Origin of the sequence: Embleya scabrispora DSM 41855, assembly GCF_000372745.1 — a bacterium.
Taxonomy (GTDB): domain Bacteria; phylum Actinomycetota; class Actinomycetes; order Streptomycetales; family Streptomycetaceae; genus Embleya; species Embleya scabrispora.
On sequence record NZ_KB889714.1, the window covers coordinates 1 to 24,102 of the forward strand.

The following is a 24,102-nucleotide window of genomic DNA, read 5'->3' on the forward strand; positions in this document are numbered from 1 at the left end:
CGGGGGCGGGCGGTGCGGGTGGCCGGAGTCGTGACGGGGGCGGTGCTGCTTGTTGGGCGCCTTCGGCGCCGGCTCGCGAGGGGCCGCTTTTTCTTTCCCCCGCTTCGCTCCTCCAAGAAAAAGCGGCCCCTCGCTCGGGACTTCGTGTCCCTCCGCTTCGCTCCGGGTCACGAAGTCCACGTTTTGCGGCTCCGCCGCTCTCCGCGCTTCGCGCGTCGATCACGAGGTCTCGCGCGGGTCGGGGGCGCTGACGCGCCGGGGGGTGGCCGGGGTCGGGGAATTGGGGGCGACCCAGCTCGTGTTTGCGGCCAAGCCATCAGCGGGGGGGGGGGGCCGTTGCCGTGCGTCCTTTCCGGCCGTGGGGTTGGGCCGCTAGCTTTTCTCCAGATTGGTGGACCAACCATGGGGGAGGAAAGAATGTCCCAAGCTTTCGAGGTCGATGCCGAGCAGTTGGCCCAGGCCGGGTTACAACTGGGCGAAGTGGTGCGGACGTACGAGGTGTGGGGCGCCGTGTACGTCCGCGCAGGGGATCGCCCATGGGGCCGGGAGGTGTATCTCCGCTTGGACGAGAGGCCGCCCGCGCCGGGCACGTTGGCGAGTCCGCAGGTAGGCGAGGGCGGCCTGCCCGCCGCCGTGGACGCGGCTACGCGGGAGCGCGTCTGCGGCGGCGGGTGAGGATGGGCGGGGGTTCCGCGCCCCGCGCGCTGCGGCGCCCGCCGGGTAGGCACCGGTGGGGGCGCTGCCACCCTTGTCGGTCCCGGGGGTCGGCCCCCGAGCCGGGGGTGTACCCGGGGGCCGATGGGTGCCCGCACGGCGCTGCCCGCACCGCCTTCGGCACCGTGCGGGCTGTCTAGGCGCCACCGACGATGCCGGCCCCGACACGGACACGGCAGTATCGAAAGTTGATCCCGCCCATCCAAAAGTTGTCGAATACACCCCCCGGCTCCGCCCCCGCCTACCCCCCAACCCCCCACGCTGGGCGCCGGCTTCGCCTTCGCGTCCCGCGTCCGTCTCCGCCTCCGCGCTTCGCAGCCTGCCTCCCTCCGCGCTCCGCCTCTTCGCCTCCGCCCCTCGCCTCGGCGCTCGCGTCCCGCCCTCCGCGCGCCCGTGCCCCGCCTCTTGCGCTTTGCGTGGCGTGGAACCGGATTGGCCGGTGTTGCGTCGCAGAGGTGTTCGGCTGTACGGCGATGGGGATGGTGCGTGCGTGATGGGTGTACGGGGGGCCTGGTGGGACCGGGTGCTGCGGCTGTTGTTGGCGGTGGTGTCGATCCAGGTGCTGATGGTTGCGCAACCCGCATGGGCTTGCGGGTGTGGGGCGGCGGTGCCGGCGAATGGCCGGACGCTGACGGTGGGTCAGGAGACCTCCGTGGTGCGCTGGGACGGGCGCGTCGAGGAGATCGACATGCAGCTGACCGTGTCGGGGGACGCGGAGCAGGCGGCGTGGATCATGCCGGTGCCGTCGCGGGCGAGCGTGACGCTCGGGAACAGCGCGATGTTCGACGAGTTGGAGCGCGTGGCGGCGCCCGTCGAGCGGGTCCGGCACTACTTCTGGCCGAGGCCGGGTGACTGGCCCCGGTCCGGCGGCGATTCGGGCGGCGATCGGTCCCTCCGTTCCGGGGCGCCGCCGGCGCCGGGCGGGGTCGAGGTGGTCGGGCGCGAGCGGTTGGGCCCGTTCGACGTCGCGCGGCTCGTGGCCGACGACCCGCAGGCGTTGGGGAGGTGGCTCACGCAGAACGGCTTCCACCTGCCCGCCGCGCTCGCGACCGCGCTGGAGCCGTACGTGCGGCAACACTGGGAGTACGTGGCGATCCGGCTCGCGCCCGAGGCGCCCGCCGGCAGCGGCACCCGGCCGGCCACGCTGCGCGGCAGCCTGGATCCGCTGCACCTGAGCTTCGCCTCGGATCGCCTGGTCTATCCGATGCGGCTGTCCCAACTGGCCAAGGTGCCACAGCACTTGCGGCTGTACGTGGTCGCCGCCCACCGGATGCAGCCGCGCTCGGACATCGGCGGCGCGACGCCGGAGGTGCTGTACGCGGGCCGGCCGGACACCGGGCGATCGGCGGGCCCGGGGCAGCAGGCGGGTGTTGCGGAGCGGTTGGCGCCGATCGACGGCAAGCCGGCCTTCCTGACCGCGATCGACCAGAACTTCCCGACTCCGGCGCGCATCGTCGACGACCACGAACTGCGTCCGACGGCACGTGACGACGGCTATCAACGGGCCACCTACAGCGACGAATTGCTGACCGTCGCCGGGATCCCGGTCTGGCTCCTGTCGGTGCTCGGCACTCTCGTCGTGCTGCTCGTCGCGGTCCTCGTGTGGCGGCGACGCCGCATCGCCCGCCGGCCCCCGATCGCACCCGGGCCGATCCCGCCGCGCCCGACGTACGCGCCGAACTGATCCACCATCCTGCGCGGCGGAGCTTGGCGCGCCGCGCTGTTCGGCGGCTCGTCGGGCTTCCCGCCGCGTACGCGTCGAACTTCCGGGGTGGCCGCCGTCGGCGATCGTCGTCGTGGTGCCGACGGCGGCCTTGCACCGGATTCCTCGGATATTGCGTTGCCGGGCACGGGCCGGCCGGGCACGACGAGAAGACGGGTGCCGGCGATGACCACCCGATGGTGGATGGAGTACCGCTGGTTCTCGGATCGCTCAGCCACCGACCCGGGCGAACCGGTGAGGGCTCAGCCGGTGAACGGGGCTATCCGGTGACGACTCCGAGGCCGTGATCACACCGGCCACACTGTGATCATCCGACTCCGGCTGATTTACTCCGGTCGGGCGAAGGCGAGGATGGCGGGGACCGCCTCGCGCAGGCTCGCGAAATGACGGTGTACGCCGGCCACCGCAACCGCGGCGTTGACCCCCCACACCGTCATGCCGGCCCGCAGTCCTGCCTCGGCTCCAGCCGGGGCGTCCTCGATGACCAGGCAGTTCTCGGGTCGGGCACCGAGTTGTCCGGCGGCCGCCAGGTAGGGCACGGGCGACGGTTTACCTTCCGATACCGCGGCGGCGTCCACAATGATGTGCGGGACCGGCAGACCCGCGCGAGCAAATCGCCCACGCACCCGGTGCTCGTAGTTCGAGGTCACCAGTGCCCACGCCCCCGACGGCAGGGTGCCCAGCAGCTCCGACGCACCGTCGAAAGCCGCGTAGACGCCGGACCGGACGTCCTCGTCCTCCAGTTCGTGCAGTGCGGCCAGACACTCCCTTGGATCCCGGTCCGGAGCAACTGCCGTGAAGGTCTCCATCGGCCGCGTCCGCAGCGCCACCCGATGGACGTCATCCGGGTCCAGTCCGTACCGCCCCGCCCACGTTGCCCAGACCCGGCGCTGGTTGTCCGCGGCGTCGATCAACGTGCCGTCGACGTCGAAGAGGACGCACTTTCCGGGGCCGGGCTGCCCAAGCTCACTCGTCACGCCGAGATCATGCCAGGAGCCTGGAGATCATTATGGGACGGCCCTCAGGCGAGATCCGCCCAGGTGCCGCCGACCATGACCGCCGTGACGGCGGTGAGCGCCTCGATGTTGTCCAGCGGGTCGCCGTCGCACAGCAGGAGGTCGGCCTCGTGGCCGGTGTGAAGGCGGCCCTTGCGCCCGCCGAGGCCGACCGCGTCGGCGGCGACGGAGGTGGCCGACGCGAGGGCTTCGGCGGCCGGGACGCCGCCGGCGACCAGATCGGCGATCGCCACCGGCAGGCTCCCGTGTGGCTTGGCGGCGCTGATCCCCGAGTCGGCTCCGGAGACGATGCGGACCCCGGCCCGGTGCGCGCGAGCCACGTGGGCGATCCGGACCTCCCGGGTCGCTCCGAGGCGCTCCAGCAACTCCCGTACGGTCGGCGGCGGGAGCGCGTCCGGATCCGTACCGAGCGTGGGACACACGGCGACCCGCCGCGCAGCGAGCCGGTGCAGCAGGTCGTCGGAGATCTCGACGCCTCGGTCGGTCAGGCAGGTGCAGTGCTCGATGCCGTCGGCATGCGCGGCGAGGGCCTGTTCGACGGCGGGCAGGTTGTGTGCGTGCACCGTCACCGGCAGGCCGGCGGCGTGTGCCTCGTCCACGATCAGGCGCAGTTCCGCCAGGGTGAACTGACAGCGCATCACGTCGGTACCCGGGGTCATCGTGCCGCCGCTGCCCATCACCTTGACCACGTCCGCACCGCGCTCGGCCCGCTCCCGCACGGCCGCGCGCAGTTGATCGGGGCCGACCGCTTCGCTGCCGAACCGCCAACAGTGCCCCTTGGCACTGGTGATCGGCGGCCCGGCGGCCAGGATCGTCGGCGCGGGCAGGTCGTCGACCGCCCGATCGCGCCGCCGCAACACCGACCAGTCGCGGTCGCCGAGATCGCGCACCACGGTCACCCCGGCGGCCAGTTCGCGCCGTAACGAGTCGTTGATCACGGCGTCGAGTTCGTCGGGGGAGTAGTCGGGCAGCCGGTCGAGCGCGCCGTCTCGACTGTCGCCGCCGAGGTGGCTGTGCAGGTCGAACAGGCCGGGGAGGACGGTCGCCGTGGGGTGTTCGACCGAGCGCCAGCCGTCCGGGACGAGGGCTGCGCCGGGCTCCACTCCGACGATTCGGCCGTCCGCCACGAAGACGGACACCGGTCCGGGGACGGCCCGTTCACCGTCGAAGGCGCGTGCGGCTCGGATCACCAACATGTCATCCCACGTCCCTTCGGGCCGATTCCTGACACTGCAACCCTAGCCGCGAAATGTCCGGAGAGTCGGGAGCGCCGACCGTGAAGGGGGCCGGGCCCGGCGTGTGTGGCCCGGCCCCTCCGCCACCGGGCCATGACCGGTCGGCGGCCGTCCGGCCCTGCGGCGACGGGCGGTTCACAGCGCGAAGTTCACCGCATCGGACAGTCGGGCGAGCACGTACAGGGCGGGTTCGGGCTCGGCCACGGATCGCGCGAGGAACGCTTGTGGAGTTGGGGCGGTACGACGACCCGCGTGCCGTCCGGGCCCACCCGGTAGACGGCGATCATGATGCCGCTGCCCGGCGGTTCCGGATACGGTTCGCCGTCCGTGGAGGCGAGTTGGGATGCGACGGACGTCCGGCGGTGGCCGCTCATGTCGATGCGCCTTTCGTTGGCATACAAGCTCAATGCAGTTGTTTGTACGCCAAGCGTGACGATGGGCATCTACGATCGGCAGGGGCCGGGGATTGACTTCGTTCGCTTTCAACCCTTTCTGGGGGCAATGTGTCCGCTGCCACCGAACTGGACCCCTCGGCGTCCGTACTCACGTTCTATGCGACCGAGTTCCGGCGCGAGCGTGAGCGCATCAGGATGACTCAGCGCGAGATGGCGAAACGGGCCTGGATGGCACCGTCGCTGCTCAACAAGATCGAGTCGGCGAAGCGGTTGCCGACGGAGGACCTCTCGAAGCTGGCCGACGAACTCTTCGGGACGGGCGACCGGTTCCAACGGCTGTGGCCGCTGGTGATCCGGTACGCGTACCCGGCGTGGTTCAGGCCGTTCGTGGAGTTGGAGGAGGCTGCGGCGATCATCCGGTCGTTCGAGGTGCAGGTCATGCCGGGATTGCTTCAGACGGAGCGGTATGCGCGAGCGATCTACGCCGCTCGGCGTCCGGATTCGAACGAGCTTGAGGAGCAGGTCACCGCACGAATTCAACGACAGCGCATCTTCGATCGTGATGACCCACCCGAGTTCCGTGCAGTGCTCGATGAGACTGTGCTGCGACGTGTCTGGGGCAGCCGGGAGGTTATGCGGGAACAACTCGAACATCTGGTCGAGCTGGCGCGCCTGCCGCGCTTTGTGATTCAGGTACTTGCGTACGAATCGGGAGGTCACGCAGGGGTCGGCGGACCGTTCGCCGCGCTTACGCTGGATGAAGGACCAGACGTGGTCTACGTGGACGGATTCTTGCAAGGGCAGATCCTGGCAGAACCGGCTTGTGTGAAGGCCGCTCAGCGAGCCTACGATCTGCTCGTCGCCGATGCTCTTTCGCCCACGCAGTCAGTCGACCTGATCGTTTCCACGCTGAAGAAACTGTGAGCCCATGATCACAAACGCAAGCCCGACCAAGCGTTGGCGCAAGAGCAGCTACAGCAGTGACAACGGCGGCAACTGCGTCGAGGTCGCCGACGGCTGCGCAGCCGTCCCCGTCCGCGACAGCAAGGCCCCCGCCCTCGGCCATCTCGCCATCGCCCCCGCCTCATGGTCGGCCCTGCTGACCACCCTGCGCACGGCCTGACGAACCACCTGGGTCCGCCGCCCACTTCGCGGGCGGCGGACCCAGGACCGCCCGCGAAAGGAATCGTGAGCCCATGTCCGGCACCACGCCCGAGCGTTGGCGCAAGAGCACCCACAGCAGCAACAACGGTGGCGATTGCGTCGAGGTCGCCGAGTTCACCCACGTGCGTTGGCGTAAGAGCACCCACAGCAGTGACAACGGCGGCGACTGCGTCGAGGTCGCCGACGGTTTCGCAGCCGTCCCCGTCCGCGACAGCAAGGCCCCCGCCCTCGGCCATCTCGCCATTACCCCCGCCTCGTGGTCGGCCCTGCTGGCCACCCTGCGCACGGCCTGACGAACCACCGGGCTCCGCCGCCTATTTCGTGGGGCGGCGGAGCCCGGATCGCTGGCGGCGGAGCGTCGGGTGGTTTTGTCGTGGCCGCCTGGTGCCGGTCCTGGGAAAATTGCCGAGCGGAGCGGCTCGCTTTGGTGTTCGGTGGGTGGTGGTCGGTTCGTTCCCGGACTTTGGGAGATCGCGTGGGTTCCACCATCCGGCACATCACCTTCGACTGTGCTCCGCCGCACGAGCCCTACGAACTCGCGCGGTTCTGGGGGCAGGTGCTCGATCTCCCGGTGGACGCGGACGACTCGCCCGGTGACGACGAGGTCGGTCTGGACACGCCCGCCGGACAGGTGACGCTGTTGTTCGTGCGGGTGCCGGAGGCGAAGACGCTCAAGAACCGGGTGCATCTCGACCTGGAGCCCGGGCGTTCGCGCGAGGAGGAGGTCGAGCGGGTGCTCGCGCTCGGCGGTGTGATCGTCGACGACCGGCGCAAGCCGAACGGCCGGGGCTGGGTGGTCTTCGCTGACCCGGCCGGGAACGAGTTCTGTATCGAGGCGAGTCAGGCGGACCGTGCCGCGGTGCTGGAACGGGAGCGGGCGGCGGGCGAAGCGGAGTGAGGCGGTTCGAGGGTGGGCCGGGGCGATCCGGTCACGGCTGATTGTTCGTCGGGGGAGCGGCGGAGGTCGCCAGGCGACGACCGTCGCGGGCGTACACGTCGACAGAGGTGGCGGGCGCCGGGCTGCCGGCCTTCTCGGTCGGCTGCGGGCTGGGGCCTTCGACGTAATAGACCGACCAGCCGGGATCTCCGGCGAGGGTCAGGATCTGCGCGTCGAGGACGCTGCCGGCCACGGTCACCGTGATCCGGGCGGCCGGCGGCTCGCCGCGATAGGCGCCTACGTACAGGATCGTTGCCGTGTGGCCGAAGGCGCCGAAACTGACGCTGCCGACCGCGAAGTTGTCGCCCATGACACTCTTCACCAGGTCGGAGCCCGGCGTGGAGCCGGTCGCGTACTCGCCGTCCGCGGTGAGCCGCACGGTGACGCCGTGGCCGAGGTCGACGCGTTGTTCGGGCTCGACCACCACCGGTTCCGGCGGCGGCATCGGCCGTGGCAGCCAGGGCGTCGCCGGCGGCGAAGCGGCCGCACCGCGCTCCGTGTCCGTGGACCCGAGGCCGATTCCCACGCCGAATCCCAGCGCACACACCGCGGCGACCGCTGCGGCCACCTGCGCCGCTCGACGGCGCCCCCGCAGGACCCGGCCGCGGTGCATCGTCGCCTCGACGGGTGCGCTGCCCACCGTGACCCGCGTGGCGGACTCGTCGAGCAGTTCGCGCAGTACGTCGTGCTCCTCGTTCATCGGGCCGCCTTCCGTGCTGTGATGTCGGCCGCGGGGCGGAGAGCGTTCAGCGCACCGTCCCGCCGTAGCTTTGCCAGGCCGCGCGAGACCTGGCTCTTCGCGGTGCCCAATCCGACGCCGAGCGCGGCCGCGATCTCGCTTTGGGACATGTCCTCGAAATAGCACAGCACCACGGCGGCGCGCTGCCGGGCCGGCAGGCGGGCGAGGGCGGTCATCAGGACGTCGCGTTCGTCGAGCCGGGCGGTGCGGTCGGCGGTCGGGGTCTCCGGCACGCGCGTGGTGATCCACTCCCGGATCCGGGTCCGGCGGTGCCGGTCGGTGTGCACGTGGACCATGATCCGCCGTACGTAGCCGTCGATGTTGTCGCTGCCGCGCACGTGGTCCCACTTCGCGTAGACCCGCGCCAGGGTGCTCTGGGCGAGGTCCTCCGCGTCGTGGTGGTGGCCACCGGTGAGCAGGAACGCGGTGCGCAGCAGGCGCGGCCATCGGCTGGTCATGAAGTCGCGGAACTCCTCGTCCTTCGTGGTTTTCAAGCAAGTCCTCCGGGGATGGCCCGGCCGGGGTCCGTTCCGGGCGGCGGGCTCGCCGGCGCGGGTCGAGCGCTCGACCCGCGCCGGCGAGCCCGCGGAACGTGATCGTTCCTACCAAGCGGATGGAGCTAGTTCGTGGGCGGCGGCGTCAGTTCGGCCAGGACGGTGCCGTCGGCGGCGTAGACCTTGACCGAGGCGGCCACCGGCGGCGCGCCCTTGGGCTTGGCAGGCGGTGCGGCGGGTCCGTCGACGTAGTACACGGCCCATCCCGGGGTGCCGGCCAGGGTCAGGACCCGCGCCTCCAGCGACTGGCCCGCCACCTCCACGGTGACCCTGGCGACCTCGCCGTCGCCTCGATAGGCGCCCGTGTACAGACTGGAGTTCGTGTTGGCGAACGCGCGCACGTTGACGCTTTGGGCCGGGAAGTTGTCGCCCAGGATCGACTGGCCATGGTCGACGCCGGGCGCCGACGCGGCGTTGACCATGTGGTGTCCGCCCGCGGTGAGCCACGTGGTGTTGCCGTTGCCGACGTCCACGCGCTCGTCCGCGGCCACGACACGGGGGGTCGATGCGGCGGTCCCGGCCGGCGCGGCAACCGGGAGTGCGGCGGCCGAGGGTGCGGTGGCCCTGGGGGCGGTGTCGCCCGAGGCGAACGCCACACCGCCCAGGGCGACCACGGCCGCGGCGCCCACGGTGGCGGCGAGTATGCGGGTGCGGCTGCGCCGCGTGGTCGAGGAAAGGTTCATCGGGATGCTCCGATCGTCCGTGCGGAAAGCGACTTGGGCCGGATCTTCGACCCGGCCACCCCTCCTGACGGGACGATCCCGGGAATCGTTGCACGGCCGAGGACGAATCTCTGCCGGATCCTCCGCGCCGCGGGCTGCGACGCAACCGTGTTCGGCTCCGCCCCGTCGGCGCACGGCTCAGCCGACGTCCGCGCGCCGGTGGTGGTGGAGCTCGGTCGGTGCGGCGGGGGTCGCGTGTGCGCCCGCGCCGTGGCGGAGGAGCCAGGCGGTGGCCTCGTCGCTCGGGAGCGCCTTGGACATCAGCCAGCCCTGGGCCGCGTCGCAGCCCAGTTCGCGCAGGCGTTGGTAGGTGGCCTCGTCCTCGACGCCCTCGGCGACCACGCGCAGGCCCAGCGAGTGGGCCAGTTGCACGATCGAGCAGACGATCGCGGCGTCCTCCTCGTTCATGGTCAGGCGGGCCACGAACGACCGGTCGATCTTGATCTCGCTCACCGGGATGTGCCGCAGGTGCACGAGCGAGGAGTAGCCGGTACCGAAGTCGTCCAGGGACAACCGCACGCCCAACCGGCGCAGCGCGTCCAGCGATTCGGCGGCCCGCTGCGGTTCCTCCAGTAATACCCGCTCGGTGATCTCCAGTTGCAACGCGCCTGCGGCCACGTCGTGTTCACGTAGTCCCGCCGCCACCGAGTCGGCGAACGAGGGCACATGGATGTCGCGGGCGGAGATGTTCACCGCGACCGGGACGTCGATGCCCTCGGCATGCCAGCGCGCCACCTGGTCCAGCGCGACGTCCACCACGTATCGGGTGAGTCGGGGCATCAGCCCGGTCTGTTCGGCCAGGAGGACGAACTCCTCGGGCGAGACCTGCCCCCGGGTCGGATGCCGCCAACGCACCAGTGCCTCGCAGCCGTCCACCCGGCCGTCGGTGAGCCGAATCTTCGGCTGATAGTGCAGCTCGACCTCGTGGTTGTCCAACGCCCGGCGCAGGTCACCGAGCAGCAGCAGCTTGTCCCGGGTGTTCACATCACGCGAGTTGTCGTAGAGCTCCACACCGCTGCGGGAGCGTTTGGCCAAGTACATCGCCACATCGGCGTATTGGAGCAACCCCAGGACGTCCCTGGCGTGGTCCGGGAAGATCGCCACGCCGACGCTGGCCTCCACGTCCAGGGTCAACTCGTCCAGATCGAACGGCTCGCCGAGGCGGTCCACGATGCGATGGGCGAGGCCCATGACCACCTCCTGCGCGGTCCGGCGATCCGTGCCCATGTCCAACCCCGGTAACAGCAGCGCGAATTCGTCGCCGCCGAGGCGGGCCACCGTGTCCCCCGGGCGGACCAGCGTCTCCAGCCGTGCGCCGACCTGCTGCAACAGCCGGTCGCCCGCGACGTGGCCGAGGGTGTCGTTGACCTCGTGGAAACGATGCAGGTCGAGCAGCAACAGTGCGACCCGGCCGCCGCGCCCGCCGGCCCGACCCAGCGCCTCCTCGCCGCGCTCCAGTAACAGCCGCCGATTCGGCAGGCCGGTGAGCGCGTCGTGCCGCGACTCCTGCTCACGGTCGAAGCGAACCATCGTGCTGCGGTACAGGGTGTGCAGCGGGAGCACGAACAGCGGGAGCAGCCAGGGCTGTTCGGTGGCCACCACGGCGATCAGCGGGGACAGGCCGATCAGCGCGCCGTGCGAGACCATGCGCGCCCGTAACTCGGCCCGTACCAGCGTGAACACACTCGCCCCGCGCCAACTCGCGCGGACCAGCCAGCCGGACGTCTGCGACACGGCCGCCATCGCGAGCCCGGCCAGCGCGACCACCGGAAAGTCCACCACGCGCAGCCCGCGGGCCTCGTCCGGACCCGGCTCGATGTCGAACAGCCCGAGCACCAGGTCGGCGGCGACGAAGGCGAGTACGTAGTGGCCCATCGTGTAGCCGATTCGCCACCACGAATCGCCTCTGAGCAGGCCGGACACCAGGACCGGAACGGTCTGCCACAGCGCGGCGACCTGCCACCCGTGCACGAGCAGCAGGCCGAAGGTGATGGCGATCGACGGCATCGCGCCGGGGATGTACAACCCCCGGCGCGTGAGCGCCGTGTACACGCCGTCGATCGACACCAGCGCGAGCATGATCCACACGCCGGGGGTCAGCGGGACCGGACAACGACCGTCGGCCACGGCGATCCCGGGTGGCACGACGAGCGCGAGCAGGCCGACCAGCGCCACTGCCCCGGTGTGGATGAAGAACGCGCGTGGTCGCGCCAGTCGCGACAGGTCCGTCCTGCCGATCCGACCCATGCGCCTGCTCCCTGCGGCCTCGTCGGGCGGCATCCCGGGCGCCGGGACGGGTACGCCTGTGGGGCACCGAGCCCGCCGGGTGGGCAAGCTCCCGCCCAGGGTAGGTCGTTCCGGCGGTGCGAGGGAGGGGAATCAGCCGGCGCGCTCGGCCACCCATGCGCGGGCCGCCTCGGGCCCCTCGGCCAGGAGTACCGCGAAGCCCTCGTCGTCGAGGATCGACAGACCCAGTTGCACGGCCTTGTCGTATTTGGACCCGGGGTTGTCGCCCACGACGACGAAGTCGGTCTTCTTCGAGACCGAACCCGTCACCTTGGCGCCGCGCTGCTCCAGGGCCTCCTTGGAGCTGTCCCGGGTATACCCGGTGAGAGTTCCGGTGACGACCGTCACGATTCCGTCAAGCGGGCCGGGCGGCTTCTCCTCGTCGGCGCCCTCCTCGGCGAGTCGTACACCGGCCGCGCGCCACTTCTCGATGATCTCGCGGTGCCAGTCCTCGGCGAACCACTCGGTGACCGCCTTGGCGATGATCGGGCCGACGCCGTCGACCGCGGCGATCTCCTCCTCGGAGGCCGCGGCGAGCCGGTCCAGATCATGGAAGCCGCTGGTGATGGCCCGTGCGGTGGTGTCGCTGACGTGTCGGATGGAGAGCGCGGTCAGGATGCGCCACAGGGGTTGGGTCTTGGCCTTCTCCAAGCCCTTGAACAACGTGTCGACCGTCTGCTTGGCTTCGCCCTTCTGGTTGGCGAAGAACGTCACGACCTTCGGCTCGCCGGTCTTCTCGTCGATCTTGGGCATGCCGGTCCGCTGTTCGCGCACGACCACCTTGATCGGCAGCAACTGCTCCACCGTCAGCGAGAACAGGTCGCCTTCGTTGACCACGGGCGGATCGGCCGGCTCCAACGGCTGGGTCAGCGCGGTCGCCGCGACATATCCCATGCCGTCGATGTCGAGCGCCTTGCGGCCGGCGAGGTAGAACAACCGCTCGCGCAACTGTGCGGGACACGACCGGGCGTTCGGGCAACGTACGTCGACGTCCCCCTCCTTCATCGCCCGCAACTCGGTTCCGCACTCCGGACATTCGGTCGGCATCACGAACTCGCGGGCGTCCGCCGGGCGTAGATCGGCGACCGGACCGAGGATCTCCGGGATCACGTCACCCGCCTTGCGCAGCACCACGGTGTCGCCGATCCAGACGCCCTTGGCCTTGACCACGTTCTGGTTGTGCAGCGTCGCGTAGGCCACCACCGACCCCGCCACCGCCACCGGCTCCATCACCGCGTAGGGCGTCACCCGGCCCGTGCGGCCGACGCCGACCTCGATGTCGAGCAGCTTGGTGTTGACCTCCTGCGGCGGGTACTTGAACGCGATCGCCCACCGAGGCGCCTTGGAGGTCGCGCCGAGCCGGCCCTGGATCGGGATCTCGTCGACCTTGATCACGATGCCGTCGATCTCGTGCTCGACCGAGTTCCGGTGCTCGCCGAAGTAGCGGACGAACTCCTTCACCTCGTCGATCGTGTCGACCACCTTGTTGTGCCGCGCGGTCGGCAACCCCCACGCGCGCAGGCGCTCGTACGCGTGCGACTGGCAGTCGATGTCGAAGCCCCGACGGGCGCCGATGCCGTGCACGATCATGTGCAGCGGGCGGGACGCGGTCACCCGCGGGTCCTTCTGCCGCAACGATCCGGCGGCGGCGTTGCGCGGGTTGGCGAAGGGCTGCGGCGGAAGCGCCTTCACGGCCAGACCCTGGGCGCGCCGCTCCTCGTTCTCCCGCTCGGCGGCGGTTCGCGCCGCCACCAGTTGCGCGTTCAGCTCGTCGAACTTCTCGATCGGGAAGAACACCTCGCCCCGGATCTCGACGAGCTCGGGAACGTCGTGCCCGCCGTCGTCGCGCAACTGCGTCGGGATCTCCGCGATCGTGCGGATGTTCGGCGTGATGTCCTCGCCGGTCCGCCCGTCTCCGCGGGTCAGGGCACGCACGAGCCGGCCGTTCTCGTAGAGCAGGTTGACCGCCAGCCCGTCGATCTTGAGCTCGCACAGGTAGTGGAACGCCCCCGTGCCCAGCTCGCGGGTGAGACGGTCGTCCCACTCGTCGAGCTCTTCCTCGTTCATCGCGTTGTCGAGGCTGAGCAGACGCTCCAGGTGGTCCACGGAGGTGAAGTCGGTCGAGTACGTGCCGCCGACCTTCTGGGTCGGCGAATCCGGCGTGCGCAGCGCCGGGTACTGCTCCTCGATCGCCTCCAGCTCCCGCATCAGCGCGTCGAACTCGCCGTCGCTGACGACCGGCGCGTCCTTCACGTAGTAGCGGAAGCGGTGCTCCTCCAGCTCACGGGCGAGGGTCGCGGCGCGTTCGCGCACCTCGGCCGGGATCTCGTCCACTCCGGTCGTCGCACCAGCCACGTCGTCGCCCTCCAGCGCCACCAGTTCGAATGAGGTTCGCGGCGTCGCGCGGGCGGAGTGCCGAGGCGCGCCGCCGCGTTTCGCTACATGGCGCCTTCGGGGTCGTCCCGAAGCACCCGGCCGGCAGCCACGCTGTGGGACAGGGCGGCTCGGGCATGTGCCGGAGAAGCACCGGCGAGGCCACACGTGGGGGTCACCACGACGGCTTCGGCCAGGGACTCCGGCGGAAAACCGAGCCTGTTCCACAACGTTCCGACAGACCTGACGGTACCGGGCGGGTCGGACAGCGGACGCGCTCCCACACCGGGCTTGACCTCGGACGCGTCGCTCTCCGGGGCCAGAGCGGGCACCACCCCGGCGAAGAAACGGAAGCCGGCCTCGACCGCCTCGCCGATCGATTCGTTCTGGGATTGTCGCAGCAGCGAGAAGTCGAGCGAGACGCCCGCCGCGCCCGCCTGGCGCAGCAGGGTGATCGGCGTGCCGGGGGCGCAGCAGTGCACGATGGCCGGCACCCCCGCGCCCGCGATCACGTCGCGCAGCGTGTCGCGAACCACCGCCTTGTCCACGGCACGCAACCGGCCGAAACCGCTCGCGGTGGGCACGTCGCCGGCGATCACGCCGGGCAGCGCGGGCTCGTCCAGTTGCAGCACCAGGTCGGCCCCCGGGATCCGCCGGGCCACCTCGGCCACGTGCAGCCGGATGCCCTCGGCGAGCGACACGGCCAGGTCCCGACACGCACCCGGGTCGGCCAACGCCTTGTCGCCGTAGGTCAGTTCGATGGTGGCGGCGAGCGTCCACGGGCCCGCTACCTGGATCTTGAGCGGACCGGTGTAGCCCTGGGTGAACTCCTCCAGCGCGTCCAGGTCCTGGCCCAGGTACGAGCGGGCCCGGCGGTGGTCGCGCCCGGGGCGGTCCACGAAGCGCCACCCGGAGGGCTGTACGTCGGTGTAGAGGTCGACCAGCATCCCGGCCGAGCGGCCGGTCAGGTCGGCGCCCGGCCCGCGGGCGGGCAGCTCGGGCAGGTGCGGCAGGTCGGTCAGCAGGCCGAGCACCATCTTGACGGTCTCGCGGATGTCCTCACCGGGCATGGAACCGACCCCGGTGGCGCTGCCGGGTGGCCAGGGAGAAGTACGTTCTGGGGTGTCCACGTCCGGAAGCTTAGTTCGACCCGGTGCGCACCTTGTCGGCCACCGGAGCGGTGTCGGACGCGGATTCGGTTGGGGAGTCGGACGCGACGTCGGGTGCGGAGTCCGGCGCGGGGACGGAGGCGGATTCGGGCGCGGGGTCGGAGGCGGATTCGGGCGCGGGGTCGGAGGCGAGAGGTCGGGCCGGTGCGCCGGCGGCCGAGCGCAGCGGGACCTCGCGGATATACCAGGACAATCCGAACGCGAGTACGGACAGTATCGCCAGCCCGATCGCCACTCCGTGCAGGCCGCCGGTCACCGCCGACCGGAAGGTCTCCCGGGCGGCAGCGGGCAACTCGCGCAGCATCGCGGGGGTCAGGTCGGCTCGACCGGCCTCCTGCGGGCCCGGCGCGGCTTCGAGGCGGTGTGCGTACACCGCGCCGAGCAGCGCGACGCCGAGCGAGCCACCGATCGTGCGGGTCAGGGTGGCGGTACCGCTCGCCGCGCCCAGGTCGCGCGGATCGGCGCTGTTCATCGTGATCAACATCGTGCTCTGCATCAGGAAGCCCACGCCGATCCCGATCACCAGGGTCAGCGCCGACGCCAGGGCCGTGGGGGTGCCTACGCGCAGGCCGAGCAGGGCGAGTGCGCCGACGATCATCACGGCGCCACCCAGGATGGGGTACCGACGGTAGCGACCGGTGCGGCTGATCAGTCGGCCGATGGAGATCTGCACGCCGAGCATGCCGAACATCAGCGGCAGGAGCAGCAGTCCGCCCGCGGTGGGCGAGGCGGCGCGGACGAACTGCATGTACTGCGGGAGGTAGTTGGTCGCGGTGATCATCACCGCGCCGACCAGGAAGCTCAGCACTTGGGCGAGGGCGAAGTTGCGGTCGGCGAACAGCCGCGGCGGGATGATCGGTTCGGCGGCGCGCCGCTCGACCGGGACGAATGCGGCCAGTGTGGCGGCGGCGAGCCCGGCCAGGCCGAGGATCCGCGGCGAGGTCCACGCGTAGGTGCTGCCCGCCCAACCGGCGAGCAGGGTCAGGGCGATGATTGCGGTGGTGAGCAGCGCGGCGCCCGCGACGTCGATGCGGGCCTTGATCCGCACGGTGTCGAGGCGGATGCCGACGCCGACGATGGCCAGGGCGAGCAGGCCGACCGGCACGTTGACGTAGAACGCCCAGCGCCAGTTCAGGTGATCGGTGAGGAAGCCGCCCAGCAGCGGCCCGCCGACCAGTGCGATCGGCATGATGGCGCCGAACAGCGTCTGTACCCGGCCGCTGTCGCGCGGCGGCACGAGCGCGCCGATCAACGCGAACGCGCCGACCATCAGGCCGCCCGCCCCCAATCCCTGGACGGCGCGGAAGACGATCAGCTCGTTCATGTCCCGGGCCATTCCGGAGAGCATCGAGCCGACCAGGAACACGCCGATCGAGGCCATGAACACGCCCTTGCGACCGTAGAGGTCGCCCAGCTTGCCCCAGATCGGGGTGGTCGCGGCGGCGGCGAGCAGGTAGGCGGTCACCACCCAGGACAGCCGGTCCAGGCCGCCGAGGTCGCCGACGATGGTGGGCAGCGCGGTGCCCACGATGGTGCCGTCGAGCATGCCCAGGAACATGCCGAGCACCAGGCCGACGATGCCGAAGGGGATCCTGGTGGGTGTGGTGTCGGTTTTCTGCGGCATGGCGTTGCCCCCGTGCTGACTCGGTCGGGTTCGATGGTGTCGACGGGGCGTCAGGCCGCGTACGGGCGAACGGCCTTGGCGTCGCGCAGGGCGTGCGCCCACCACACGAGCTGGTCGAGCATGGTCTTAGCGGCGGCGTTCGAGGCGGGGTCGACCGCGTCGCCCTCGGCGTCGAACTTGTCCCAGTGCCCGTGGAAGCTGACCGTGTCCCGCACGGTCACCGCGTGCAACTCGGCCAGTACTACCCGCAGTTGCTCGACCGCGCGCAGTCCGCCGGAGACCCCGCCGTAGGACACGAAGCCGACCGGCTTGGCGTGCCACTCCGGGTTGTGCCAGTCGATGGCGTTCTTCAGCGCGGCCGGGAAGCTGTGGTTGTACTCCGGCGTGACGATCACGAACGCGTCGGCGGCGGCCAGCCGGGGCGACACCTTCGCGAGCGACTCGGCGGTGCCGGGCGCGGGCGGCTGCCCGAAGGCGGGGAACACGGTGGGCAGCGGGGTCTCGACCAGGTCGACCACGTCCACGGTCAGGTCGGCACGCTCGGCGGCGCGGGCGCGCGTCCATGCGGCGACGGTGGGCGCGAAGCGGCCGTCCCGGGTGCTGCCGACGATGATCGCGAGGCGCAGGGGGGCGGGAGTGATGGCGGGCATGGTTGCTCCTCGATGGGCTGTGTACAACGTATCCGATGAAATACAACGTACACATGGTCGTGTACATCGTCTACTCCGGATACGGCGTCTACTCCTGATACGTTGTACGCGTCGTTGCAGCGCACCCCGGAGGAGCCGTCATGGCCGGCCAGAAGAAGAAGTCGTCGCCGGTCGAGGCGCGACCGGGCGCCACGGGCGCGGGCGCGGGTGCCGTTTCCGTTTCCGTTTCCGATTCCGATTCCGGTCCCGGTTCCGGCGACGAGCGGCGCGTCTCGCTGTGGGAGCGGTTGGAGAACCCGCCACCGGCTCCGCGCACCGTGCTCACTCCGGATCGCATCGCCGAGGTCGCGGTCTCGATCGCCGATGCGGAGGGCATCGATGCGGTGACGATGCGGCGGCTGGCGACCGAGTTGGGCGTCGCGCCGATGGCCGCCTATCGGTACGTGGCGGGCAAGGAAGACCTGTTGGAGCTGATGGTCGACCGGGTCTACGGCGAGATGGCCGCGCCCGAGACCGGCGCGGGTTGGCGCGCGACGCTGCGCACGCTCGCGACGAGCACGCGCGACATCGTGCTGCGGCATCCGTGGCTGGTGCAACTGCCGTCGGCCCGCGCGGCGATCTCACTCACCCCGCACCGGCTGGCGGCGGCGGAGTGGGGGATGGCCGCGCTGTCCGAACTCGACCTCTCGCCCGACGAGATGATGGTCGCGGTGGACACGGTCGGCGCGTACGTCCAAGGCCGCACCGCCTCCGAGGTGGCCACCCTGCGGCTGATGGCGGTGCAGGGCGCGGCCGACGGCCACGCGCTGCGCACGCACCTGGCTCCGGAGATGACCTACCTGATGAGCACGGGCCGCTACCCCGCCTTCCGCGCGTATATCGGCGCCGCCCGCCGCAAGGACGACGCCCGCTGGCAATTCGAGACCGCCCTCGACTGCATCCTCGACGGCCTCGCCACCCGCCTGGGCATCCGACCCGCGAGGTAGGGTCGCGCCCGCGTCCATGTACATATGACACATTTGTGACAGCCGAGTTCGGCGCGCCGAAGCCGGCCGCCGCCGGTGGTGGTCCGGTGGCCACCACGATCGATCCGCGGCTCCAACGCGCGGCGGACGCGGCGGTGGCCGAACACGCGAAGGGCCGGCTGGTCGGCCTGGTCGCGTTGAGCATCGACAAGGGCGAGGTGCGAGCCCTCGCGAACGCGCCGACCACCGGCATGAATCGGGCCTGCCCGACCGGCAACCTCAAACGCCGACCGGACCGAAATCCAGCCCGACCGGCAACCTCAAACGCCGGCCGAGCCAAAATCCAGCCCGGCCGGCGTTTGAGGCCAAGTAGCCCGTCCGGCGCCTGAGGACAGCAGGCCGCAGGCCGGCCACACCGAAGCCCTTGCCCGATCGGCCGCACGGCCCACCCGCACGGCCCACCCGCACGGCCCGATCTCAGGAACCGAAGGCCAACCCCACACTCCGGCCTATCTCGCGCCGTTGAAGGTAGAAACAGGCCTTGTGCGGCTCCGCCCCATGCTCACCGGTGTAACCACCCCGCAGCACCGGCCCACCCTCCGCGGGGACCGGGAACATCCGCGACAGAGTGGGATCGGCGGCCACGAGGTCGTCACGATCGGCCAGGTTCACCCAGTTCTCGACGAACGCCGGCGGCTGCGCGGGCTGCGGTCGCACCCACGAGTCGACGACGGTGTCCGGACCGAGCGGCGACCCGAGCGTGATCAACAGCGGCAGCGGTCTGCGCAGCCGGTGGGCGAGTTCGTAGGCGACCACCGCACCGAGCGAGTGCCCGATCACCACCTTGGTGTCGAAGCCGATCTCGGCACCGACTCGATCGAGCACCCGATTCCGGGTCTGATCATCCGTCAGGTATCGGGTCAGCTGGGTCAGCGCCTTGTTCACGAAGCCACCGGCCGAGCCCGGTCCGTCGGCGGCGAACCAGCGCAACCCGGCGAGCCCACACGTGGGGGAGAGCACGACGGTGCGACCCGTCTCCCCCGGCCCGCCCTCCAGGCGGGCGATCTCCCTTGCCGCGCGCTGCCGTTCCGGCGGAACCGAACCGCGAACCGCGGCGCGATCCAGCCATTCGCGACCGATGCGCGCGGTCACCTCGTGCTGGATGTCCTCGTCGATCATCTCGCCCTGCGACGGGTGTCGGCGGAGCAGGTCACCATAGAACGCCATCCGCGCGTCGATCCCGCGACGGGTGTGGCGGTACTTCCACAGACGATCCGCGACCTCGGGAAACCCCGCGGCCTTCACTCCCCGGGCCAGTCGTGGGACCCACTCCTCCTCGAGCGTGTGGGCCGACCTGTATTCCTGCGCGATCCCGTGTACCAGCACGATGGCGGCCATCGTGTCCCCTCCCAAGCCCCGAGTTCTTGACGAGCGCGCTCTCGGACGCCGGGCCCAAGAGTTGTGCGAAAGGCCGATCGACGCGGGGGGACGCAGACCGGAGAGTGGCTTCGCAAGGTTCTCTTACCCAGTCGGTAACGGAAGTTGGCATTTGAGTGAAGTTACTTCCGGGTTGTTCGACGAGATGTGCCATCCGGCCGGAAATGCACGCACCTGGCCGGCGGTGCGGGGCCGACGCGAGGGCCGACGGGCGGCCCTGGGCGGGACGCGATCCGGGCCGGTCGGTCCGTCACGGAATCCGTTCCGGCTTCGCAATAGACTTGGCGCCCACACCCGACGAAACCGAAGGAACCCGCCTGCATGCCTGGCATCACGCGCGAGGAGGTCGCCCACCTCGCCCGGCTGTCGCGGCTGGAGCTCGGGGCCGAGGAGCTTGATCACCTCGCCGCGCAGCTCGACGACATCATCGGCGCGGTCGCCCGCGTCGCCGAGGTCGCAGCCGACGACATCCCGCCGACCTCGCACCCGCTGCCGTTGACGAACGTCATGCGACCGGACGTCATCCGCCCCGGGCTCAGTCCCGAGGAGGCGCTGTCCGGTGCGCCGGCCGCCGAAGAGCAGCGTTTCCGGGTGCCCCGCATCCTGGGAGAGGAGTGACGGCCATGACCGAGACCATTCGCTGGACCGCGGCCGAGACCGCCTCCGCGATCGCCGACGGCAAGGTCACCGCCGTCGAGGTCGCCCAGGCCCACCTGGACCGCATCGAGGCCGTCGACGCCAAGGTGCACGCGTTCCTGCACGTGGACGCGGACGGCGCGCTCGCCGCGGCCAAGGCCGTCGACGACGCCCGCGCGCGCGGCGACCGGCTCGGCCCGCTGGCCGGTGTGCCGCTCGCGCTCAAGGACGTGTTCACCACCAAGGGCGTGCCGACCACGTGCGGGTCGAAAATGCTCGACGGCTGGAAGCCGCCGTACGACGCGACGCTGACCCGCCGGCTCAAGGACGCGGGCGTGGTCATCCTCGGCAAGACCAACATGGACGAGTTCGCCATGGGGTCCTCCACCGAGAACTCCGCGTACGGCCCGACCGGCAACCCGTGGGATCCGAGCCGGGTCCCCGGTGGCTCCGGCGGTGGTTCGGCCGCCGCCATCGCGTCCTTCCAGGCGCCGCTGGCGATCGGTACGGACACCGGCGGCTCGATCCGCCAGCCCGCCGCACTCACCGGCACGGTCGGCGTCAAGCCCACCTACGGCGGCGTCTCCCGCTACGGCCTGGTCGCCTTCTCGTCCTCGCTCGACCAGGGCGGCCCGTGCGCCCGTACCGTGCTCGACGCCGCACTGCTGCACGAGGCGATCGCCGGGCACGACCCGCTCGACTCGACCTCGATCGACGCCCCGGTGCCCAACGTGGTCGAGGCCGCGCGCAGCGGCAGCGTCAAGGGCCTGCGGATCGGCGTGGTCAAGGAGTTCGCCGGCGAGGGCTACCAGGCGGGCGTGCTGGCGCGCTTCGCCGAGGCGGTCGAGCTGCTGCGCGAACTGGGCGCCGAGATCGTCGAGATCTCCTGCCCGAACTTCACCTACGCGATGCCGGCCTACTACCTGATCGCCCCCTCGGAGGCGTCGTCCAACCTCGCCCGCTTCGACGCGATGCGTTACGGCCTGCGGGTCGGCGACGACGGCGAGCACTCGGCCGAGGAGGTCATGTCGCTGACCCGCGAGGCCGGCTTCGGCGCCGAGGTCAAGCGCCGGATCATGCTCGGCACGTACGCGCTGTCCTCGGGCTACTACGACGCGTACTACGGCCAGGCGCAGAAGGTTCGCACGCTCATCACCCGCGACTTCGAGGCCGCCTTCGGGCAGGTGGACGTGCTCGTCTCGCCGACCACGCCGACCACCGCGTTCCCGATCGGGGAGCGCGCGGACGACCCGATGGCGATGTACCTCGCGGACCTGTGCACCATCCCGTCCAACCTCGCGGGCAACGCCGCGATGTCGCTGCCGTGCGGCCTCGCGGACGAGGACGGCCTGCCGGTCGGCCTGCAGATCATCGCGCCGGCCATGGCCGACGACCGGCTGTACCGGGTGGGCGCCGCCGTCGAGGCCGCGTACCTGTCCCGCTGGGGTGCCCCGCTGCTCGACCGCGCACCCGCGCTCTGACTTTTCGAGGAGTCGATATGGCCAAGAAGAAGAAAGCCCCCAAGAGCAACGTCGCCAAGGTCTTCAGCGTCGGCATGCAGCTGTTCGGTGCGATCGGCGTGCTCAAGCAGATCAAGGAGGCCCGCGGCAAGAACGACAAGCTGGAGCTGGCCGACGCGGTGATCAGCGCAGCCGCCGTGGTCACCGGCTTCGCGCTGCTGATCCGTGCCATGCGCGAGGTCGAGGAAGAGCTGACGGAGGCCGACGTCCTGTGAGTACCACCAGCCTGATGTCCTACGAGGACGCGCTGGAGACCTACGACCCGGTGATGGGCCTGGAGGTCCACGTCGAGCTGGGCACCGCGACCAAGATGTTCTGCGGCTGCTCGACCGAGTTCGGCGCGGAACCCAACAGCCAGGTCTGTCCGACCTGTCTGGGCATGCCCGGCGCGCTGCCCGTGGTCAACGCGGTCGCGGTCGAGTCGGCGATCCGGATCGGCCTCGCGCTCAACTGCAACATCGCCGAGTGGTGCCGCTTCGCCCGGAAGAACTACTTCTATCCGGACATGCCGAAGAACTTCCAGACCTCGCAGTACGACGAGCCGATCGCGTTCGAGGGGTACCTCGACGTCCAGGTCGAGGGCAAGACCTGGCGGGTGGAGATCGAGCGCGCGCACATGGAGGAGGACACCGGCAAGTCGCTGCACATGGGCGGCGCCACCGGTCGCATCCACGGCGCGGACTACTCGCTGCTCGACTACAACCGGTGCGGCATCCCGCTGATCGAGATCGTCACCAAGCCGATCGAGGGCGCGGGCGAACTGGCCCCGCTGGTGGCCAAGGCGTACGTGGCCGAGCTGCGCGAGCTGATCCGCGCGCTCGGGGTGTCCGAGGCCCGGATGGAACTCGGCCAGATGCGCTGCGACGCGAACCTGTCGCTGCGCCCCAAGGGCCGGGAGAAGTTCGGCACCCGCAGCGAGACCAAGAACGTCAACTCGCTGCGTTCGGTGGAGCGGGCCATCCGGTTCGAGATCCAGCGGCACGCCACCGTCCTGACCGACGGCGGCACCATCGTGCAGGAGACCCGGCACTTCCACGAGGACGACGGCAGCACCACCGCAGGCCGGATCAAGGAAGAGGCCGAGGACTACCGCTACTTCCCCGAGCCCGATCTGGTGCCCGTCGCGCCCTCGCGCGAGTGGGTCGAGGAGCTGCGCGCCACGCTGCCCGAGCTCCCGTCGCTGCGCCGCGCCCGGCTCCAAGCCGAGTGGGGCGTCAACGACTTCGAGATGCAGTCGATGGTCAACGCCGGTGTGCTCGACGTGATCCTGGCCACGATCGACGCCGGGGCCCACGCGGACGCGGCGCGCAAGTGGTGGCTGGGCGAGTTGTCCCGGCGGGCCAACGAGCGCGGCGTCGAGGTGGCCACGCTGCCGATCACCGCGGCCCAGGTCGCGCGGGTGGCGGCGCTGGTCGAGAGCGGCGAACTGAACGACAAGCTGGCCCGCCAGGTGATCGACGGCGTGCTCGCCGGCGAGGGCGAGCCGGACGCGGTGGTCGAGGCGCGCGGGCTCAAGGTCGTCTCCGACGACTCCGCGCTCGGCGCGGCCGTGGACGAGGCGATCGCGGCCAACGCGGGCATCGCCGACAAGATCCGCGGCGGCAAGGTGCAGGCGGTCGGGGCCCTGGTCGGCGCGGTCATGAAGACCACCCGCGGACAGGCCGACGCGGCCCGGGTGCGCGAGCTGATCCTGGAGCGCCTGGGCGTGTCCTGACGAAACACCACTCGGTCCCACCGAGGAGGGCCCTCGATCGCGGTGCGATCGAGGGCCCTCGGCCGTATCTGCCCGGTGTGCGCCCGCGGACCACCGCGACGCGATGTTCGGCCGGGGTTCTCCTGAGGTCTGTACGACCCCCTTATCGGGTTCTCCCCAGGCGCCTTAGATCGATCCCGGACGAGCCGAGCACCGCGGATGCGGCATCCGACCGATGTCCGCGGGCCCCCTGGGACGCGAGGCTCGTAGCACGAGCCGGAGCGACCGGTTCGGGGGACCAGGAGGTCGACACCATGTTGGAGTACGAACTGTTCCGAGCCCGTGAGCGCGAGCTGCGGGCGACCGCCGACCAGGACCGCATGGTCCGCGAGGCGCTGCGAGCCGGCCGGCGTGCGGCCAAGGCGGCCCGGGTGGCCCGGCGCGAGGAGCGGCGAACCGGCCGAGGCGCCGGCGGGCTCAGCTCCGATCGCAGCCTGATCGGGTGGAGGGTATCCGGTCTGCACCTGCACGCGCGGTAAGCACGTGATGC

Annotated in this window: 24 protein-coding genes; 12 read left to right on the plus strand and 12 right to left on the minus strand. The window is 70.9% G+C overall.

The window, feature by feature from the left end; translation table 11 throughout:
• Positions 1-1,207 precede the first annotated feature (1,207 nt).
• The gene (locus A3IC_RS0143240) at positions 1,208-2,398 is read left to right on the plus strand and encodes a DUF2330 domain-containing protein (RefSeq protein ID WP_020556304.1); all 1,191 of its coding nucleotides are present in this window, start codon (positions 1,208-1,210) and stop codon (positions 2,396-2,398) included.
• A 365-nt stretch (positions 2,399-2,763) separates the two neighbouring features.
• Here the strand turns inward: A3IC_RS0143240 and A3IC_RS0143245 are convergent, their stop codons facing one another.
• From A3IC_RS0143245 to A3IC_RS0143255, 3 genes are all read right to left on the minus strand, one after another.
• Positions 2,764-3,414, minus strand: coding sequence for an HAD family hydrolase (locus A3IC_RS0143245; RefSeq protein WP_026219402.1), 651 nt, complete (start codon positions 3,412-3,414; stop codon positions 2,764-2,766).
• 44 nt (positions 3,415-3,458) lie between these two features.
• Complete coding sequence (locus A3IC_RS0143250) at positions 3,459-4,649, minus strand: amidohydrolase family protein (protein WP_020556306.1); 1,191 nt, start codon at positions 4,647-4,649, stop codon at positions 3,459-3,461.
• A 188-nt stretch (positions 4,650-4,837) separates the two neighbouring features.
• Positions 4,838-5,062: a hypothetical protein gene (locus A3IC_RS0143255; RefSeq protein WP_020556307.1), complete on the minus strand. Its 225-nt coding sequence runs from the start codon at positions 5,060-5,062 to the stop codon at positions 4,838-4,840.
• Positions 5,063-5,191: 129 nt separating this feature from the next.
• Here A3IC_RS0143255 and A3IC_RS0143260 point away from each other — a divergent pair, with 129 nt between their 5' ends.
• The 4 genes from A3IC_RS0143260 (at position 5,192) to A3IC_RS0143275 (ending at position 7,145) form a co-directional block, all read left to right on the plus strand.
• Positions 5,192-6,007, plus strand: coding sequence for a Scr1 family TA system antitoxin-like transcriptional regulator (locus tag A3IC_RS0143260; RefSeq protein WP_020556308.1), 816 nt, complete (start codon positions 5,192-5,194; stop codon positions 6,005-6,007).
• 4 nt (positions 6,008-6,011) lie between these two features.
• On the plus strand, positions 6,012-6,206 hold the full coding sequence (locus A3IC_RS0143265; protein WP_020556309.1) for a DUF397 domain-containing protein: 195 nt from the start codon (positions 6,012-6,014) through the stop codon (positions 6,204-6,206).
• A 73-nt stretch (positions 6,207-6,279) separates the two neighbouring features.
• Positions 6,280-6,540 carry a DUF397 domain-containing protein gene (locus A3IC_RS0143270; protein ID WP_020556310.1) on the plus strand — a complete coding sequence of 87 codons (261 nt, stop codon included), beginning with the start codon at positions 6,280-6,282 and terminating at the stop codon, positions 6,538-6,540.
• A 182-nt stretch (positions 6,541-6,722) separates the two neighbouring features.
• Positions 6,723-7,145: a VOC family protein gene (locus tag A3IC_RS0143275; RefSeq protein WP_020556311.1), complete on the plus strand. Its 423-nt coding sequence runs from the start codon at positions 6,723-6,725 to the stop codon at positions 7,143-7,145.
• 31 nt (positions 7,146-7,176) lie between these two features.
• On the opposite strand, the gene A3IC_RS63435 is transcribed toward A3IC_RS0143275, so the two are convergent.
• The 8 genes from A3IC_RS63435 to A3IC_RS0143315 form a co-directional block, all read right to left on the minus strand.
• A complete protein-coding gene (locus tag A3IC_RS63435) occupies positions 7,177-7,884 on the minus strand; it encodes a hypothetical protein (RefSeq protein ID WP_020556312.1) in 708 nt (235 codons plus the stop codon).
• The gene (locus A3IC_RS0143285; RefSeq protein ID WP_020556313.1) at positions 7,881-8,417 is read right to left on the minus strand and encodes a SigE family RNA polymerase sigma factor; all 537 of its coding nucleotides are present in this window, start codon (positions 8,415-8,417) and stop codon (positions 7,881-7,883) included. The genes A3IC_RS63435 and A3IC_RS0143285 overlap by 4 nt, the downstream gene beginning before the upstream one ends.
• Before the next feature lie 125 nt (positions 8,418-8,542).
• The gene (locus A3IC_RS0143290) at positions 8,543-9,160 is read right to left on the minus strand and encodes a hypothetical protein (protein ID WP_020556314.1); all 618 of its coding nucleotides are present in this window, start codon (positions 9,158-9,160) and stop codon (positions 8,543-8,545) included.
• A gap of 177 nt (positions 9,161-9,337) precedes the next feature.
• Positions 9,338-11,446 carry a putative bifunctional diguanylate cyclase/phosphodiesterase gene (locus A3IC_RS59915; RefSeq protein WP_020556315.1) on the minus strand — a complete coding sequence of 703 codons (2,109 nt, stop codon included), beginning with the start codon at positions 11,444-11,446 and terminating at the stop codon, positions 9,338-9,340.
• A 132-nt stretch (positions 11,447-11,578) separates the two neighbouring features.
• Entirely contained in the window at positions 11,579-13,840 is a 2,262-nt protein-coding gene (gene ligA, locus A3IC_RS0143300; RefSeq protein ID WP_026219403.1) for an NAD-dependent DNA ligase LigA, read from the minus strand.
• An 83-nt stretch (positions 13,841-13,923) separates the two neighbouring features.
• Complete coding sequence (locus tag A3IC_RS0143305) at positions 13,924-14,928, minus strand: uroporphyrinogen decarboxylase/cobalamine-independent methonine synthase family protein (protein ID WP_020556317.1); 1,005 nt, start codon at positions 14,926-14,928, stop codon at positions 13,924-13,926.
• Positions 14,929-14,998: 70 nt separating this feature from the next.
• Positions 14,999-16,651, minus strand: a complete 1,653-nt coding sequence (locus A3IC_RS0143310; RefSeq protein ID WP_020556318.1) for an MDR family MFS transporter — start codon at positions 16,649-16,651, stop codon at positions 14,999-15,001.
• A gap of 50 nt (positions 16,652-16,701) precedes the next feature.
• Complete coding sequence (locus A3IC_RS0143315) at positions 16,702-17,301, minus strand: NADPH-dependent FMN reductase (protein ID WP_020556319.1); 600 nt, start codon at positions 17,299-17,301, stop codon at positions 16,702-16,704.
• Positions 17,302-17,441: 140 nt separating this feature from the next.
• Between A3IC_RS0143315 and A3IC_RS0143320 the strand changes: the two genes are divergently transcribed.
• A complete protein-coding gene (locus A3IC_RS0143320) occupies positions 17,442-18,287 on the plus strand; it encodes a TetR/AcrR family transcriptional regulator (RefSeq protein WP_020556320.1) in 846 nt (281 codons plus the stop codon).
• 35 nt (positions 18,288-18,322) lie between these two features.
• Positions 18,323-18,655: a hypothetical protein gene (locus A3IC_RS0143325; RefSeq protein ID WP_020556321.1), complete on the plus strand. Its 333-nt coding sequence runs from the start codon at positions 18,323-18,325 to the stop codon at positions 18,653-18,655.
• 88 nt (positions 18,656-18,743) lie between these two features.
• On the opposite strand, the gene A3IC_RS0143330 is transcribed toward A3IC_RS0143325, so the two are convergent.
• A complete protein-coding gene (locus A3IC_RS0143330; RefSeq protein WP_020556322.1) occupies positions 18,744-19,664 on the minus strand; it encodes an alpha/beta fold hydrolase in 921 nt (306 codons plus the stop codon).
• Positions 19,665-20,024: 360 nt separating this feature from the next.
• Between A3IC_RS0143330 and gatC the strand changes: the two genes are divergently transcribed.
• The 5 genes from gatC to A3IC_RS59920 all read left to right on the plus strand — a co-directional run bounded on the left by gatC (position 20,025) and on the right by A3IC_RS59920 (position 24,091).
• Positions 20,025-20,321, plus strand: a complete 297-nt coding sequence (gene gatC, locus A3IC_RS0143335) for an Asp-tRNA(Asn)/Glu-tRNA(Gln) amidotransferase subunit GatC (protein WP_020556323.1) — start codon at positions 20,025-20,027, stop codon at positions 20,319-20,321.
• Positions 20,322-20,326: 5 nt separating this feature from the next.
• A complete protein-coding gene (gatA, locus tag A3IC_RS0143340; RefSeq protein WP_020556324.1) occupies positions 20,327-21,820 on the plus strand; it encodes an Asp-tRNA(Asn)/Glu-tRNA(Gln) amidotransferase subunit GatA in 1,494 nt (497 codons plus the stop codon).
• 17 nt (positions 21,821-21,837) lie between these two features.
• Positions 21,838-22,074: a hypothetical protein gene (locus A3IC_RS0143345; RefSeq protein ID WP_020556325.1), complete on the plus strand. Its 237-nt coding sequence runs from the start codon at positions 21,838-21,840 to the stop codon at positions 22,072-22,074.
• Between the two features lie 14 nt (positions 22,075-22,088).
• Entirely contained in the window at positions 22,089-23,573 is a 1,485-nt protein-coding gene (gatB, locus tag A3IC_RS0143350; RefSeq protein WP_191864094.1) for an Asp-tRNA(Asn)/Glu-tRNA(Gln) amidotransferase subunit GatB, read from the plus strand.
• A gap of 293 nt (positions 23,574-23,866) precedes the next feature.
• Positions 23,867-24,091 carry a hypothetical protein gene (locus tag A3IC_RS59920; RefSeq protein WP_020556327.1) on the plus strand — a complete coding sequence of 75 codons (225 nt, stop codon included), beginning with the start codon at positions 23,867-23,869 and terminating at the stop codon, positions 24,089-24,091.
• Positions 24,092-24,102 lie beyond the last annotated feature (11 nt).

What these genes read in the sequence shown, in the direction of transcription:
- A3IC_RS0143240 (WP_020556304.1), top strand. Translation starts at nt 1,208, where the DNA reads ATGGGTGTACGGGGGGCCTGGTGGGACCGGGTGCTGCGGCTGTTGTTG.
- A3IC_RS0143250 (WP_020556306.1), bottom strand. Translation starts at nt 4,649, where the DNA reads ATGTTGGTGATCCGAGCCGCACGCGCCTTCGACGGTGAACGGGCCGTC.
- A3IC_RS0143255 (WP_020556307.1), bottom strand. Translation starts at nt 5,062, where the DNA reads ATGAGCGGCCACCGCCGGACGTCCGTCGCATCCCAACTCGCCTCCACG.
- A3IC_RS0143265 (WP_020556309.1), top strand. Translation starts at nt 6,012, where the DNA reads ATGATCACAAACGCAAGCCCGACCAAGCGTTGGCGCAAGAGCAGCTAC.
- A3IC_RS0143270 (WP_020556310.1), top strand. Translation starts at nt 6,280, where the DNA reads ATGTCCGGCACCACGCCCGAGCGTTGGCGCAAGAGCACCCACAGCAGC.
- A3IC_RS63435 (WP_020556312.1), bottom strand. Translation starts at nt 7,884, where the DNA reads ATGAACGAGGAGCACGACGTACTGCGCGAACTGCTCGACGAGTCCGCC.
- A3IC_RS0143290 (WP_020556314.1), bottom strand. Translation starts at nt 9,160, where the DNA reads ATGAACCTTTCCTCGACCACGCGGCGCAGCCGCACCCGCATACTCGCC.
- A3IC_RS59915 (WP_020556315.1), bottom strand. Translation starts at nt 11,446, where the DNA reads ATGGGTCGGATCGGCAGGACGGACCTGTCGCGACTGGCGCGACCACGC.
- A3IC_RS0143305 (WP_020556317.1), bottom strand. Translation starts at nt 14,928, where the DNA reads ATGCCCGGTGAGGACATCCGCGAGACCGTCAAGATGGTGCTCGGCCTG.
- A3IC_RS0143310 (WP_020556318.1), bottom strand. Translation starts at nt 16,651, where the DNA reads ATGCCGCAGAAAACCGACACCACACCCACCAGGATCCCCTTCGGCATC.
- A3IC_RS0143315 (WP_020556319.1), bottom strand. Translation starts at nt 17,301, where the DNA reads ATGCCCGCCATCACTCCCGCCCCCCTGCGCCTCGCGATCATCGTCGGC.
- A3IC_RS0143320 (WP_020556320.1), top strand. Translation starts at nt 17,442, where the DNA reads ATGGCCGGCCAGAAGAAGAAGTCGTCGCCGGTCGAGGCGCGACCGGGC.
- A3IC_RS0143330 (WP_020556322.1), bottom strand. Translation starts at nt 19,664, where the DNA reads ATGGCCGCCATCGTGCTGGTACACGGGATCGCGCAGGAATACAGGTCG.
- gatC (WP_020556323.1), top strand. Translation starts at nt 20,025, where the DNA reads ATGCCTGGCATCACGCGCGAGGAGGTCGCCCACCTCGCCCGGCTGTCG.
- gatA (WP_020556324.1), top strand. Translation starts at nt 20,327, where the DNA reads ATGACCGAGACCATTCGCTGGACCGCGGCCGAGACCGCCTCCGCGATC.
- A3IC_RS0143345 (WP_020556325.1), top strand. Translation starts at nt 21,838, where the DNA reads ATGGCCAAGAAGAAGAAAGCCCCCAAGAGCAACGTCGCCAAGGTCTTC.
- gatB (WP_191864094.1), top strand. Translation starts at nt 22,089, where the DNA reads ATGTCCTACGAGGACGCGCTGGAGACCTACGACCCGGTGATGGGCCTG.
- A3IC_RS59920 (WP_020556327.1), top strand. Translation starts at nt 23,867, where the DNA reads ATGTTGGAGTACGAACTGTTCCGAGCCCGTGAGCGCGAGCTGCGGGCG.